This window comes from Pseudomonas mangrovi (assembly GCF_003052585.1).
In the GTDB taxonomy this organism is placed as follows: Bacteria; Pseudomonadota; Gammaproteobacteria; order Pseudomonadales; family Pseudomonadaceae; genus Aquipseudomonas; species Aquipseudomonas mangrovi.
The window spans coordinates 180712-195114 of the sequence record NZ_QASN01000019.1; the positions used below are offsets into that span (position 1 = coordinate 180712).

Below are 14403 nucleotides of genomic sequence, written 5' to 3' on the forward strand. Positions count from 1 at the left end.
GAGCTCGGAGCACATCATCTTGCCTGCTCCGGGCGGCCGACGGTAGGTCGAGAATAACCCTCAGACAGTGACGGAAATGCTGCCCAGCGCGGCCAGCCCGCCGTCACCCACAGCACCGCTGGAAAGGCTCTGGGCCGCCTTCTCGCTGGCCTGGATATCCTGATTGATGCGCTTGACCTGCTTGTCGGAGTCTTCGTCGCCCGGCCCCAGCGAAGCCTTCACCAGCGCCAGCAGCGCCTTCAGCTCACGGACCGCCTTACGGATCAGCTCGGCATCCTCGCGGCGCTGCTCACGCTCGGTACGCTTGGACATCACCTGCTCGGCGCGCTGGGCTTCCTCGGCGTCGGCCGCAGCGGTCTGCTCGCCGTCTTCGCCTTGCGCTGCTGCAGCCTGACCTGGCACCAGTCCAGCCTGCGCCGCCACATCTTCAGCAGTGACATCTGCCTCGACCGCTTCGGCGCTCGCAACATTGGCTGCCACAGCATTGGCTGCCACAGCGTCAGCTGCCGCATCACCTTCCTGCGGCGTTTCGTTCTGTGCGTCGTTCTGCGCGGCAGTTTCGACCGAAACGACCAGGCTGCTGCCCGATGCCGCCGACTCCTCCCCACCCGGGCCCTGCGCAGCGCTCGCCGAGCCGACGAGGTCCGCGCCACCACCGCCCTCCTTGAGTACCGACGCCGCCTGGCCAAGGGAGCGCGCCAATTGCTCGATCTGCCGCAGCACACCCTTGGAAGCGAGCCCGCCCATGGCCGCGACCAGCATCATCAGTTGCTTGATCTGCTGGCGGATCCTCTCGATGCGCTAGCGCGCCTCATCTTTCCGAGCCTCGGCCACGGCCTGGTTCTGCGCCTTGAGCGCGCGGCTCATCTTGCGCATGTCGTTCAGACGTTCACGCATCGCGTCGCTGAAGGACACCTGCACCCCCGCCGACTCCTCCTGCTGCTGGGCAGGGGCGGCAGGCGCTGTGGGGCCCGCCGGAGCGGCAGATTTAACGGAAGAAACGGGCGAGGCAACTGGTGAGATGGTCATGCGCAACCCCCGAAGACTTGCCGCGCTATCGGCCGTGCGACAGCACACTTGAGGCGCTGGCCAGGACTCGCCCTGGATGATCGCGAAGCGAAGCCTGAACAGCTGAACCAGCGCCGGGTTGCCTCGCCCCTGCCATCTGGCTAGGGTACGGCGTTCGCTGCGGACCGGCTCTGGCCCGCCACACTCACGACACTGGAAGATCCGCATGAGCACCAGTCCGCATCCCCTCGACCAGGCCATCCAGCTGCACGCACAAGGCGAAGACCTGTATCAGGGTCGCCTGACCCCGGCCTACGCCAACATGGTCGGCCCCTTCGGCGGCGCGATTGCCGCGGTGGTACTCAACGCGGTGCTGCAGCATCCGCAGCGCCTTGGCGAACCGGTGGCGCTCACCGTCAACTTCGCCGGCCCGATCGCCGATGCCGACTTCGAGATCCGCGCTCGCCCGGCGCGCACCAACCGCTCCACCCAGCACTGGTCGATCGAGCTGATCCAAGCGGGCGAAACCGCGATCCTGGCCAGCGCCATGACCGCCGAACGCCGCGAGACCTGGTCCGACCAGGAACTGGCCTGCCCCGACGTCGCCCCGGCCAGCGAAGTGCCGATCACCCCGGTCAGCGGTTTCACCCCCTGGGTCGACAACTACGAGATGCGCTTCATCGACGGCATGCTGACCTTCCGCCCCGCCGATGCCCGCGACGACTCGCAGAGCCGTCTGTGGATCCGCGACCAGCCACCGCGTGCACTGGACTTCCTCTCGCTGACCGCGCTTGCCGACGTGTTCTTCCCGCGGGTGTTCCTGCGCCGGCAGCAGCCCTGTCCGGCCGGCACCGTCAGCATGACCCTGTACTTCCACGCCGGCAGTGCCGAACTGGCCGCCTGTGGCACCGAGCCGTTGCTCGCCTGCGCCCGTGCCCAGGTACTGCACAACGGTTTCGCCGACCAGACCGCCGAGCTCTGGAGCGCCGACGGCCGCCTGCTCGCCAGCAGCCAGCAACTGGTCTACTACAAGGCCTGAGCCAAGGCCCGCGCGGCAACGCCAACGCGGCTCCCACACCAAGCGAGCCGCCGCCACCCGACATCGCAAGGGGCGCGGCTCGCCTCGTTCAGCACTCGCCGCCGCTCTCGGATGCGGTCGCTGGTCGCCCAGCAATGGTCTTGCCACGCTGCTGCGCCAGCGCCTCGCGCTGGCCGTGGCGGCGACCACCCAGGCGCGCCTGGCTGAGCAGCTTGGGCACCAGCGCGCCCTCGGGCAGATGGCGCCAGAAGCGCAGCGGCATATGCCCGCGCATGGCCTCGGGATTGATCCGCGCCGGATTGAAGATGCTGCTGTAGTAGCGCTGCCAGAGCGCCATCGGATCGCTCGCGGCGAGGCGCGCCTGGCTGCGCCAGGACTCGGGGCAGCTCTCGCGATAGTCGAAGCGCTGGCCATCGAAGCACAGGCCGGGCCCTGGCGTGGCGATCATCCAGCTCTCTCGCCCCATGCGCTGGCTGAAATGCTCGCCCACCAGATCGAGCACCTCATGCGCCGGCTCGAACCAGGCCAGGTGGCGCGGGCCCCACGCCTGCGGGTTCGGCGCGAAGCGCAGGAAGGCATGCAGATGATGAATCTCGTGGCGCACCGCGCGGACCCGCTGCATCAGCCGCGAGCCATCGACATCGCCCGCCAGCACCGCCGCCATGTCGCCACCGGCGGTTCGCCAGAGCACCCGATACAGCAAGGCCCAGCGATCCTCGGTGCGGTAGCGCGCCGCGCTCTCCAGCAAGGCCTGCACCCGCGCGGAAATGCGCACCGTGACTCCACTTGCCGCCGCCGGAACGGGCGCAGACAGAGACGCAAACAGGTCCGCCTGCTCGCCCACCTCGTCCCAACTCACCTGCTCCGGCGGCACCCCGGCCAGCAGCAACGCCCGCGCCTCGCGCCGCCACTGCTCGAAACCGCCGCTCAGGCTGATCCGCCACATCACCAGATCGCCAGCTGGGTAGGTGCTTCGCGCAGCTGCGCACGCAACACGCTGCTGGGCGATTCAGCCTGGGTCGGGCGGTAGTCGGCCGTCACCACGAAGGGCCGGACCTTGTCGAGCGAGACCCGCAAACGGCGCAGATCCTCGAAGCGCACGCGTTTGTGCCGGCGCAGCTCGACCAGCCGCTTTGCGTTCACCAGGCCGATGCCGGGCACCCGCGCCAGCAGCTCCGCCGGCGCGCGGTTCAGGTCCAGCGGGAACAGCTCGCGGTGGCTCAGCGCCCAGGCCAGCTTGGGGTCGACATCCAGCGCCAGATTGCCCGGCCCGGTCAGCAGCTCGCCGGCACTGAAGCCATAGCCGCGCATGAGAAAGTCGGCCTGGTACAGACGGTGCTCGCGCAACAGCGGCGGCGCCGCGAAAGGCACGCTGGCCGGGCTGCGTGGAATCGGACTGAACGCCGAGTAGTACACGCGCCGTAGCCGATGCACGCGGTACAGCGACTGGGCGGTGGCGAGAATGCTGCTGTCATCGGTGGCGTCGGCACCAACGATCATCTGGGTGCTCTGGCCTGCCGGGGCGAACGCCGGCCCGCGGCGTTCCGCCTTGGCCTCGGCTTCATGATCATGGATCTGGCTCATGGTCTGGCGGATGCTGCGCACCTGTTTTTCCGGCGCCAGGCGCAGCAGCGAGGCCTCGGTCGGCAACTCGATATTGACGCTCAGGCGATCGGCCAGACGCCCGGCCTGCTCGATCAGCAGCGGGTCGGCATCGGGAATGGTCTTCAGATGGATATAGCCGCGAAACCCGTGCTCCTCGCGCAGCAGGCGGGCCACCTCGATCAGCTGCTCCATGGTGTAGTCCGCCGAGCGGATGATCCCCGAACTGAGGAACAGACCGCTGACGCAGTTGCGCCGGTAGAAATCCATGGTCAGCTCGGCGACCTCATGCGGCGCGAAACGCGCCCGCGGCACGTCGCTGGAGCGACGATTGATGCAGTACTGGCAGTCGTAGAGACAGAAGTTCGTCAGCAGCACCTTCAGCAGCGAGACGCAGCGGCCATCCGGGGTGTAGCTGTGGCAGATGCCCATGCCATTGGTCGCGCCCAGCCCCGCCTTGCCTTTCGAGCCGCGCTTGGGGGCGCCGCTACTGGCGCAGGAGGCATCGTACTTCGCCGCATCGGCGAGGATTTCGAGCTTGTCGATAAGCTGCATGGGGCACCTGGATACTGTTTTTATATACAGTATCCAAACAACAGCGCCACGTCACTTCCACAAGTCGGAAAGCCTCGGCATACTCGCGCCGGACCGGCACTGGCAGCGCCCTTGCGCATGCCCGCCGGCACCGCTAGATGCGGACATAGGCATTCATCATCAGGTAAGCAAGATGCAGGAACTCCCCCTGGAAACGACTGTGCGCAGTCGACTCGAATACTTCCTCGACCGACCTGCGATACAGCGCAGCATCCTGCTGCTGATCGTCATCAACGCGATCATCCTCGGCATGGAGACCTCGGCCAGCCTCATGGCCGAATGGGGCGATGTGCTGCATGCACTGGACGGCGCGATCCTCGCCGTCTTCGTGGTCGAGATCGCCGCGCGCATCTACGTGCACCGCGTCGCGTTCTTCCGCGACCCGTGGAGCCTGTTCGACTTTGCAGTGGTCGCCATTGCCCTGGTTCCGGCCAGCGGCCAGCTCGGCATCCTCCGTGCCCTGCGCGTACTGCGGGTACTGCGCCTGGTGACCATGGTGCCGTCGATGCGCCGCGTGGTCGGCGCGCTGCTCTCGGCCATCCCCGGGCTGAGCTCGATCGCCCTGGTGCTGGGGCTGATCTTCTACGTCTTCGCGGTGATCACCACCAACCTGTTCGGCGCCGCCTTCCCCGACTGGTTCGGCAGCCTGGATCGCTCGCTCTACACGCTGTTCCAGATCATGACCCTGGAAAGCTGGTCGATGGGCATCGTGCGCCCGGTGATGGAGGTCTTCCCCTACGCCTGGGCGTTCTTCATCCCGTTCATCCTGATCGCCACCTTCACCATGCTCAACCTGTTCATCGCGATCATCGTCAACGCCATGCAGACGGTGACCGAGGCCGAACAGAAAGCCACCCAGGCCACCATCGACGCCGCCCGCGACCACATCGAGGCCGACCTGCACGACGAAGTCCGCGCCCTGCGCGGGGAGATCGCGGAGATCAAGGAAATGCTGCGCGGGCAGCGCGGGTAAAGGCTGGGTTCGACAAGTTCCCAATGCGCGCAGCCCTGCATCTACGCAGGGGGAGCACTTCGCCCCAGGTTCGAGCTATCCGCGGAAGAGGCATCTTTACCTACGAAAGGTAACGATGCTTCTTAAGCGGACTTCGGCCGTGACGCGACGCTCACGCCAGCTGCGGCGCACTTCGTTCGAGCAACGCCGCGACGCCGACACCTCGGGGCAAGGCCCCGTAAACCCGTCCACGCCCCTCCAGACGGCTGGCGATGAAGGCGTCGGATACGACCGCGTTGCCCGCTTCCAGCAGCAGCTTGGCCTGCAGGGCGACGGCGATGTCTTCGCTGAGCTGGCGTGCGCGGTAGTGGATGTCGTCGTGATCGTTGAGGTCGCTTTTCAGGCGTTCGATATGCGCGGCCAGGCGGCGCTCGCCATGGCCGTCACCGAGTTCGTCGAAGAGTGCATCGAGCACGCCCGGCTCCTTGGCCAGGGCGCGCAGCACGTCCAGGCACTGCACGTTGCCCGAGCCCTCCCAGATCGAGTTGACCGGCGCCTCGCGGTACAGCCGCGGCAGGATGGTGTCCTCGACGTAACCGGCGCCGCCGAGGCATTCGCTGGCCTCGGCGATCATTTCCGGGGCGCGCTTGCAGATCCAGTACTTGCCCACCGCGGTGACCAGGCGGGCAAAGGTGGTTTCCCGGGCGTCGTTGGGCTGGTCCAGGGCGTGGCCCATGCGCAACGAGAGAGCCAGCGCCGCCTCGCTTTCCAGGGCCAGATCGGCGAGCACATTCTGCATCAGCGGCTGCTCGATCAGCGCACGGCCACCGACCTGGCGATGCGTGCAGTGATGGATGGCCTGGGTCAGCGCCTGGCGCATCAGGCTGCTGGAGCCAACCATGCAGTCGAAGCGGGTCATGCCGACCATCTCGATGATGGTCGGCACGCCGCGGCCTTCCTCGCCGATCATCCAGGCCAGGGCACCGCGATACTCCACCTCGCTGGAGGCATTGGCCCAGTTGCCCAGCTTGTTCTTCAGCCGCTGCACGTAGAACTGGTTGCGCGTGCCATCCGGGCGATGCCGTGGCAGCAGAAAGCAGGACAGCCCCTTGTCGGTCTGCGCCAGAGTGAGGAAGGCATCGCACATAGGTGCGGAGCAGAACCACTTGTGCCCGACCAGCTCGTAGGCCTGCCCCGGCCCGCCAGCGCCAAGCGGATGGGCGCGGGTGGTGTTGGCGCGCACATCGGTGCCGCCCTGCTTCTCGGTCATTGCCATGCCGATGGTAGCGCCGGCCTTCTGCTCGATCGGCAGATTGCGCGGGTCGTACTCGCTGGCAAGGATCTTCGGCAGCCACTGCTGTGCAATATCCGGCTGCAGCCTGAGCGCCGGCACGGCGGCGAAGGTCATGGTCAGCGGGCAACCGCTGGCGGCCTCGGCCTGACTGTGCAGGTAGGTCAGGCCGGCGCGGGCGACATGCGCACCGGCTTGCGGATGTGTCCAGGGCAGCGACGGCAGACCGTGCTCGATCGCCGTGCGCATCAGCTCGTGGTAGGCCGGGTGGAACTCGATCAGGTCCTGACGATGACCGTAGCGATCATGGCTCTTGAACAGCGGCTTGTTCTCGTTGGCGAGAAAGCCTGCGGCCATCAGCGGGCCGCCGGCCAGCGCGCCGTAGGTCTCCAGCCGCGCCTCGGCCCAGCCGGCGCCAAAGCGTCGGGTCCACTGCTGCAGCGGCAGGTCGAGACGGTAAAGATTGGCGCCATCCAGCGGAGGCACCTGGTTGCTGACTTCGTGTGTTTCGGCGTACTGGTGCAGGTGCATGGCGATCTCCGGCGCGGGCGCAAGATCACCAGAGTGAAGCAGGATTGTCCGACAACAAAGGGCAGTAGCCGCCAAGCGCCAAGGCAGAACTGCCAGATAGCGGCGGCAACGCCTTAGTGGCTATCCAGCGCCGCCACCAGCAGCCGCTCCACCTCCTCCAGCCAGGTGCGCAGGCGCGCTTCGTCCAACTGCGCCAGCGCGGCGTAGCGACGCCCGCCCCAGACCATCAGGAACAGCGCCTCGACCCGCTGGGCACTGACCGGCTGCGGCAGGTCCGCACAGGCGGCGAACAGTTGCCGCCACTTTTCCAGCAGCTCCTGATAGGCGCGCAGGTGATGCTTGGGCTCGGCGATCTGCGCCTCCAGCTGGGCCATCTCGAAGCCGAACAGCGGCTGCATGGCTTCGCCGCTGAACCGCAGCAGGCGCGCCAGTCGCTCGCGCCAGTCAAGCTCCGGCGGGGCGATCGCCTGTTCGTCGATGCGTGCGAGCAATTGCTCGATACTGTGGCGCACGTAACCCGACAGCAACGCCTGCTTGCTGGGGAAATATTCATAGAGAGTGCCAACGGCAAAACCAGCCTCCAGCGCCACCGCCCGCGTGGTAACGCCGGCCCAGCCGTCGCGCTGCCAAATCCGAACAAGGGCCTGGTAGATCGCCTCCACGGTAAACACCGCACGTGCCTGGCTGGGCCGCTTGAGCGGCTTGGTTCTGGGCTTTGCCGCTTCGCTTGCCGGCGTGCCGCGCTTTCCGAACCCGTTCCTGTCCATCGCCCCCTACTCTTGTCTGCACACCCAATCGGCCGTCATTCCGGAGCCCAAGATGTCCAACATCGTCACCCAGACCCACCTGCTCACCCGCAAGAAGGCGCTGGAGCAGAGCCGCATCGAAAGCGTCGAGTTCGACCTGACGCCCGCCCCCGGCGAGGTCATCCTCAAGCCCGACCATTTCGCCCTGACCACCAACAACATCACCTACGCCGCCTTCGGCGACTCGATGCGCTACTGGGACTTCTACCCCACCGGCGAAGCCGACTGGGGCCACATGCCGGTGTGGGGCTTCGCCAACGTGGTGGCCTCGGCGGTCGAGGGCATCGAAGTCGGCGCACGCTACTACGGCTATTACCCGATCGCCAGCTATGCGCGGATCAAGGCCGGCGTCACCCCGCGCGGCTTCCGTGCCCTGGACGAGCACCGCGCCGAGCTGCCGACGCCCTACAACCAGTACCCGCTGTGCTCGGCCGACCCCTACTACAGCCCCGAGCACGAAGACCTGCAGGCGCTGCTCAAGCCGCTGTACCTGACCTCGGCGATGCTCGCCGACTTCCTGGTCGACAACCAGTTCTTCGGCGCCCGGCGCCTGGTGATCTCCAGCGCCTCGAGCAAGACCGCCTACTGCACGCTGTTCTGCCTGGAAGACCACGCCATCGAGCGCATCGGCCTGACCTCGCGCGGCAACATGGCCTTCGTCGAGCAGCTGGGCTGCTACAGCAGCGCCCTGGCCTACCAGGACCTGGAGCAGCTCGACGCCAGCGTGCCGACCCTGTATGTCGACTTCTCCAGCGACCTGACCCTGCGCGACCGGGTGCATGCGCACTTCGGCAACCAACTGGTCTATAGCTGCGTCGCCGGTTCGGCGCAGAACACCGAGGAGGCCGAGTACAAGGCCGCCAGCGGCCCGGAGCCGAAGATGTTCTTCGCCCCGATCCAGATGCGCAAACGCAATGTCGACTGGGGCTCGGGCGGCGTCTCGCGCTATGTCGGCGAAGGCATGGTGAAGTTCTACAAGCGCGTCGAGGCCAGCGGCAACCAGCTGGTGGAGGTGGTGCACAGCGAAGGTTTCGAGCCGGCCGCGCGGATCATCGCCGACCTGGTGCACGGGCGCCTGTCGCCGCAACAGGGGCAGATCGTCCGCCTGCGCTGACCTGCCGCTGACCATGGCGGGCGCGAGGTGGTAAAGTCGCCCGCCATGAACAGCCATCCTTCCCGTCCCGTCGTCCTCTGCCTGTCCGGCCATGACCCCTCCGGGGGTGCCGGCCTGCAGGCGGACATCGAGGCCCTGCTCGCCCAGGGCTGCCACGCCGCGCCGACCGTCACCGCACTGACGGTGCAGGACACGGTCAACGTCTCCGACTTCCGCGTACTCGACCGCGACTGGGTGCTGGCCCAGGCCCGCGCGGTGATCGCCGACCTGCCGGTGGCCGCGGTCAAGCTGGGCATGCTCGGCTCGGTCGAGATGGTCGAGACCGTGCTCGAGATCATGCAGGCGCTGCCCGACGTGCCGCTGGTCTGCGACCCGGTGCTGCGCGCCGGCGGCGGCGGCGCGCTGGGCAAGGACGACGTCGGCTATGCGATGCGCGAGCGGCTGCTGCCGATTGCCGCCGTCGCCACACCGAATCTGCCCGAGGCGCGCATCCTCGCCGAGCTGCCCGAGGGCAGCGCTGATCAGTGCGCCGAGAAGCTGCTGCCGTTCTGCCAGAACCTGCTGATCACCGGCGGGCATGGCGACGAGGAGCAGATCCACAACCGCCTGTACCTGCGTGACGGCAGCCGCCACGACTTCACCTGCGTGCGCCTGCCCGGCGGCTACCACGGTTCCGGCTGCACCCTGGCCAGCACCCTGGCCGGGCGTCTGGCGCATGGCGAAGGCCTGGTCAGCGCGGTGCGCACGGCGCTCGACTACACCTGGCGCACCCTGCGCGACGCCGAAGCCCCCGGTCGCGGCCAGTTCGTGCCGCGTCGTCTGCCGCTGGACTTCTGCGGATGAGCAGCAGCCTGCGCGGCCTCTACGCGATCACCGACAGCCAGCTGCTCGGCGGCGGGCGTTTGCTCGCCCACGTCGAAGCCGCACTCAAGGGCGGTGCCCGGCTGCTGCAGTACCGCGACAAATCGGCGGACGAAGCCCGTCGCCTGCGCGAGGCCGAGGCCCTGCGCGAACTGTGCATGCGCCATGGCGCACAGCTGATCATCAATGACGACGCCGAGCTGGCCGCACGCCTGGGCGTCGGCCTGCATCTGGGCCAGGAGGACGGCTCGCTGTCCGCTGCCCGCGCCCTGCTCGGACGCAAGGCACTGATCGGCGCGACCTGCCACGCCAGTCTGGAGCTGGCCGAACGCGCCGCTGCCGAAGGCGCCAGCTACGTGGCCTTCGGCCGCTTCTTCGACTCCCATACCAAGCCGGGCGCTCCGACCGCCAGCGTCGATCTGCTCACTGAGGCGCGCCGGCGCATCGGTCTGCCGATCGTCGCCATCGGCGGCGTCACCGTCACCAACGCCCCCGACCTGATTGCCCGCGGCGCCGACATGGTTGCCGTGGTGCACGCCCTGTTCGCCACGTCGGAAGCCGCCGAGGTGCAATTCCGCGCCCGCGCCTTCAGCGATCTGTTTCCTTCTTCCTGATTCGAGAGAGCCCCATGTCCCGTTCCGAAAGTCTGTTCGCCAGCGCCCAGAAGCACATCCCCGGCGGCGTCAACTCGCCGGTGCGCGCGTTTCGCAGCGTCGGCGGTACGCCGCTGTTCTTCAAGCACGCCGAGGGTGCCTACGTCATCGACGAGGATGACAAGCGCTACGTCGACTACGTCGGTTCCTGGGGCCCGATGATTCTCGGTCATGCCCACCCGGAAGTGCTCGATGCGGTGCGCAACCAGCTGCAGCACGGCCTGTCCTACGGCGCGCCGACGGCGATGGAAACCCAGATGGCCGAGCGGGTCTGCGCGCTGGTGCCGTCGATGGAGATGGTGCGCATGGTCAGCTCCGGCACCGAGGCGACCATGAGCGCGATCCGCCTGGCGCGCGGCTATACCGGGCGCGACGACATCATCAAGTTCGAGGGCTGCTACCACGGCCACTCCGACAGTCTGCTGGTGAAGGCCGGCTCCGGCGCGCTGACCCAGGGCGTGCCCAGCTCGGCCGGGGTGCCGGCGGACTTCGCCCGGCACACCCTGACCCTGACCTACAACGACCTGGCCGAAGTCGAGGAAACCCTGGCCCGCACTGGCCAGAGCGTGGCCTGCATCATCGTCGAGCCGGTGGCCGGCAACATGAACTGCGTGCCGCCGGCGCCGGGCTTCCTCGAAGGCCTGCGTAGGCTGTGCGACGAGCATGGCGTGGTGCTGATCTTCGACGAGGTGATGACCGGCTTCCGTGTCGCCCTCGGCGGCGCCCAGGCGCACTACGGCGTGACGCCGGACCTCTCGACCTTCGGCAAGATCGTCGGCGGCGGCATGCCGGTCGGCTGCTTCGGCGGCAAGCGCGCGATCATGGAGTGCGTCGCCCCGATCGGCCCGGTCTACCAGGCGGGCACCCTGTCGGGCAATCCGCTGGCGATGGCGGCCGGCCTGACCACCCTCAAGCTGATCAGCCGTCCGGGCTTCCACGCCGAGCTTGCCGACTACACCAGCCGCCTGCTCGCCGGCCTGCAGGAGCGCGCCGATGCGGCCGGCGTCCCCTTCGTCACCACCCAGGCCGGCGGCATGTTCGGCCTGTACTTCAGTGGCGCCGACGACATCGTCACCTTCGCCGACGTGATGGCCAGCGATGCCGAGCGTTTCAAGCGCTTCTTCCATCTGATGCTCGATGGCGGCGTATACCTGGCGCCGAGCGCCTTCGAGGCCGGCTTCACCTCCATCGCCCACGGCGAGGCGGAACTTGCCCTGACCCTGGACGCCGCGGAAAAGGCCTTCGCCGCCATCGCCCGCGACTGACCGGTCACCGCGTTCGCACTGGCCGCGCCCGCCGAAGGCGCAGCAGTGCGGCCGCCGCGCCGGGAAAGCCGGCAAAGGCTTTGTCACATGGGCGAGGCTTCTCCATAATGTGACGGCCTGCTCGCTCGCAGAGCCGACTTTTCGATCATCCAGAGGCGTCATTTCGTTCATGAACCGCACCGGCCGCACCCTCTTCCTGGGTTGCCTGATGCTTCTTCCGCTGTTTGCCCAGGCGGGAGACAACTCGCTGCTGATTCCTGCGACCGGTCGCTGCTCGCTCGACACCCTGCCGGAAGACCTCCCCGACGCCCTCGCTGCCTGCCGCCAGGCGGCCATCGACGGCGATGCCCAGGCTCAGTTCGAACTCGGTGAGTACTACTACGACGGTCAGCGCACCCCGCGCGAGTTGCCGCAGGCACTGAGCTGGTTCGAGAAGGCTTCGCTGCAGGGCCACGCCCAGGCCCAGCATCGTCTGGGCAGCATGTTCTTCCGTGGCGAGGGCGTGCAGGCCAACAACGTGCAGGCCTACATAGTGCTGAAGATGGCCGCGGTCAACGGCTCGGAGGAAGCGCTCGACAGCGCCGATCTGGTGTCGGTGCAGATGCGCCGCGAAGAGCTGGAGATCGCCAGCCAGGTGCTCGGCCAGATCTTCCGCAACTACCTGCTGGAACTGCAGGACGCCGAAGCAGGCTCGCCCTTCTCGCCCTAGCTGGTAGCGCGACGCAACGTCTGCTTGTACTCCCGGTTTCTAGCTGTTCCTATCCGGCATCGGCGGCATCGGGAAGGCCATGACGTTACCGCCGCCCTTGGCCTCACTGATCTTCGGCGTGCCCAGGCGCTCGACCTCGTCGATACGGACGATGGCGTGCATCGGCACGAAACTGCGGATCACCCCGTCGAACTGCGCCTTGAGCTTCTCCTCGCTGGGATCGACCACCACCTGGGTCCGCTCGCCGAAGACAAACTCCTCGATTTCCAGGAATCCCCACAGATCGCTCTGGAAAATCTGCTTGGCATACATCTCGTAGACCTGGCCCTGGTTAAGGAAGATGACCTTGTAGATCGGTTCGCGCTTGCTCATGGATTCCGGATGTCGTTGCCTGAATTACGGGGGCGCGGAGCATAGCATGGGGGCGGGCAGCGAGCCGCAAGCCATCAGCCGCGGGGAGCGGGCCGGCAGACGAGCGCCGGGGGCATTTCGCCTTTACTTGCAGGTTGTGGCTTGCCGCTCGCCACGGCCCTTCTATAATGCGCGGTCATTTTTTAACCATTTCCAGGCGACGTCATGCCCAAGAAGCTCTATATCGAAACCCACGGCTGCCAGATGAACGAGTACGACAGCTCGCGCATGGTCGATCTGCTGGGCGAGCACCAGGCGCTGGAAGTGACGCAGAACCCGGCCGAGGCCGACGTCATCCTGCTCAACACCTGTTCGATCCGCGAAAAGGCCCAGGACAAGGTGTTCTCCCAGCTGGGTCGCTGGCGCGAGCTGAAGGATGGCAATCCGGATCTGGTGATCGGTGTCGGCGGCTGCGTCGCCAGCCAGGAAGGCGCCGCGATCCGCGATCGTGCGCCCTACGTCGACGTGGTCTTCGGCCCGCAGACGCTGCACCGTCTGCCGGAGATGATCGATGCGGCGCGCAGCACCAAGCAGGCCCAGGTCGATATCAGCTTCCCCGAGATCGAGAAGTTCGACCGTCTGCCCGAACCGCGTGTCGATGGCCCGACCGCCTATGTGTCGGTGATGGAAGGCTGCAGCAAGTACTGCACCTTCTGCGTCGTGCCCTACACCCGCGGTGAGGAAGTCAGCCGGCCGATGGCCGACGTGCTGGCCGAGATCGTCCATCTGGCCGAGAAGGGCGTGAAGGAAGTCACCCTGCTCGGCCAGAACGTCAACGGCTATCGCCACGACGGCAGCGACTTCGCCGACCTGCTGCACGCGGTGGCGGCGATCGACGGTATCCAGCGCATCCGCTACACCACCAGCCACCCACTGGAGTTCTCCGATGCCATCATCCAGGCGCACGCCGAGATCCCGCAACTGGTGAAGTACCTGCACCTGCCGGTGCAGTCCGGCTCCGACCGGGTGCTGGCGGCGATGAAGCGCAACCACACCGCACTGGAATACAAGTCGCGCATCCGCAAGCTCAAGGCCGCGGTGCCGGACATCCTGATCAGCTCGGACTTCATCGTCGGCTTCCCCGGCGAGACCGACAAGGACTTCGAGCAGACCATGAAGCTGATCGAAGACGTCGGCTTCGACTTCTCCTACTCCTTCGTCTACAGCGCGCGCCCGGGCACGCCGGCCGCGGACCTGGCCGACGACACCCCGGACGAGGTCAAGAAGCAGCGCCTGGCGATCCTCCAGGGGCGCATCAACCAGCAGGGTTTCGAACACAGCCGGCGCATGGTCGGCAGCACCCAGCGGGTACTGGTCAGCGACTACTCGAAGAAGGACCCGGGCATGCTCCAGGGCCGCACCGAGAGCAACCGCATCGTCAACTTTCGCTCAGGCAACCCGAGCCTGATCGGCCAGTTCGTCGACCTGCGCATCGAAGAGGCGCTGCCGCACTCGCTGCGTGGCGTGCTGGTCGAGGGCTGAGAATCGGCTCGGCCGGAAGCGGCTCGACCGAAATCGGCTCAGCCAGAATCGACGCGGCCAGAAACCGAGGTGCGGCGCAATGCGC

General features: G+C 67.1%; 14 protein-coding genes. 8 read left to right on the plus strand and 6 right to left on the minus strand.

Features of this window, described 5'->3' with window-relative positions; translation table 11 throughout:
• Positions 1–60: 60 nt before the first annotated feature.
• Positions 61–765 (minus strand): hypothetical protein, encoded by a 705-nt coding sequence (locus tag DBO85_RS11900; protein WP_146168206.1) that lies wholly within the window; start codon positions 763–765, stop codon positions 61–63.
• A gap of 469 nt (positions 766–1234) precedes the next feature.
• Between DBO85_RS11900 and DBO85_RS11905 the strand changes: the two genes are divergently transcribed.
• The gene (locus DBO85_RS11905; protein WP_108107493.1) at positions 1235–2047 is read left to right on the plus strand and encodes an acyl-CoA thioesterase; all 813 of its coding nucleotides are present in this window, start codon (positions 1235–1237) and stop codon (positions 2045–2047) included.
• An 88-nt stretch (positions 2048–2135) separates the two neighbouring features.
• Here the strand turns inward: DBO85_RS11905 and DBO85_RS11910 are convergent, their stop codons facing one another.
• Together DBO85_RS11910 and DBO85_RS11915 are read right to left on the minus strand one after the other, a co-directional pair.
• Positions 2136–2993: a TIGR03915 family putative DNA repair protein gene (locus DBO85_RS11910; RefSeq protein ID WP_108107494.1), complete on the minus strand. Its 858-nt coding sequence runs from the start codon at positions 2991–2993 to the stop codon at positions 2136–2138.
• Entirely contained in the window at positions 2993–4204 is a 1212-nt protein-coding gene (locus DBO85_RS11915) for a putative DNA modification/repair radical SAM protein (RefSeq protein WP_108107495.1), read from the minus strand. The genes DBO85_RS11910 and DBO85_RS11915 overlap by 1 nt, the downstream gene beginning before the upstream one ends.
• Positions 4205–4376: 172 nt before the next feature.
• On the opposite strand from DBO85_RS11915, the gene DBO85_RS11920 reads away from it, so the two are divergent.
• A complete protein-coding gene (locus tag DBO85_RS11920) occupies positions 4377–5216 on the plus strand; it encodes an ion transporter (RefSeq protein WP_108107496.1) in 840 nt (279 codons plus the stop codon).
• A 151-nt stretch (positions 5217–5367) separates the two neighbouring features.
• On the opposite strand, the gene DBO85_RS11925 is transcribed toward DBO85_RS11920, so the two are convergent.
• Together DBO85_RS11925 and DBO85_RS11930 are read right to left on the minus strand one after the other, a co-directional pair.
• Positions 5368–7017, minus strand: coding sequence for an acyl-CoA dehydrogenase family protein (locus DBO85_RS11925; RefSeq protein ID WP_108107497.1), 1650 nt, complete (start codon positions 7015–7017; stop codon positions 5368–5370).
• A gap of 113 nt (positions 7018–7130) precedes the next feature.
• Positions 7131–7784, minus strand: coding sequence for a TetR/AcrR family transcriptional regulator (locus DBO85_RS11930; RefSeq protein ID WP_108107498.1), 654 nt, complete (start codon positions 7782–7784; stop codon positions 7131–7133).
• A gap of 52 nt (positions 7785–7836) precedes the next feature.
• On the opposite strand from DBO85_RS11930, the gene DBO85_RS11935 reads away from it, so the two are divergent.
• The 5 genes from DBO85_RS11935 (at position 7837) to DBO85_RS11955 (ending at position 12425) form a co-directional block, all read left to right on the plus strand.
• Positions 7837–8937 carry a DUF2855 family protein gene (locus DBO85_RS11935; RefSeq protein ID WP_108107499.1) on the plus strand — a complete coding sequence of 367 codons (1101 nt, stop codon included), beginning with the start codon at positions 7837–7839 and terminating at the stop codon, positions 8935–8937.
• Between the two features lie 45 nt (positions 8938–8982).
• Positions 8983–9780: a hydroxymethylpyrimidine/phosphomethylpyrimidine kinase gene (locus DBO85_RS11940; protein WP_108107500.1), complete on the plus strand. Its 798-nt coding sequence runs from the start codon at positions 8983–8985 to the stop codon at positions 9778–9780.
• Complete coding sequence (gene thiE, locus DBO85_RS11945) at positions 9777–10412, plus strand: thiamine phosphate synthase (RefSeq protein ID WP_108107501.1); 636 nt, start codon at positions 9777–9779, stop codon at positions 10410–10412. Before DBO85_RS11940 ends, thiE begins: the two co-directional genes overlap by 4 nt.
• A 14-nt stretch (positions 10413–10426) precedes the next feature.
• Positions 10427–11716 carry a glutamate-1-semialdehyde 2,1-aminomutase gene (gene hemL, locus DBO85_RS11950; protein WP_108107502.1) on the plus strand — a complete coding sequence of 430 codons (1290 nt, stop codon included), beginning with the start codon at positions 10427–10429 and terminating at the stop codon, positions 11714–11716.
• Positions 11717–11885: 169 nt separating this feature from the next.
• The gene (locus DBO85_RS11955) at positions 11886–12425 is read left to right on the plus strand and encodes a tetratricopeptide repeat protein (protein WP_108107503.1); all 540 of its coding nucleotides are present in this window, start codon (positions 11886–11888) and stop codon (positions 12423–12425) included.
• A gap of 39 nt (positions 12426–12464) precedes the next feature.
• Here DBO85_RS11955 and DBO85_RS11960 read toward each other — a convergent pair whose 3' ends face one another.
• On the minus strand, positions 12465–12797 hold the full coding sequence (locus DBO85_RS11960; protein ID WP_108107504.1) for a DUF1820 family protein: 333 nt from the start codon (positions 12795–12797) through the stop codon (positions 12465–12467).
• Between the two features lie 204 nt (positions 12798–13001).
• Between DBO85_RS11960 and miaB the strand changes: the two genes are divergently transcribed.
• Entirely contained in the window at positions 13002–14318 is a 1317-nt protein-coding gene (gene miaB / locus DBO85_RS11965) for a tRNA (N6-isopentenyl adenosine(37)-C2)-methylthiotransferase MiaB (protein ID WP_108107505.1), read from the plus strand.
• The last annotated feature ends 85 nt before the right edge of the window (positions 14319–14403 follow it).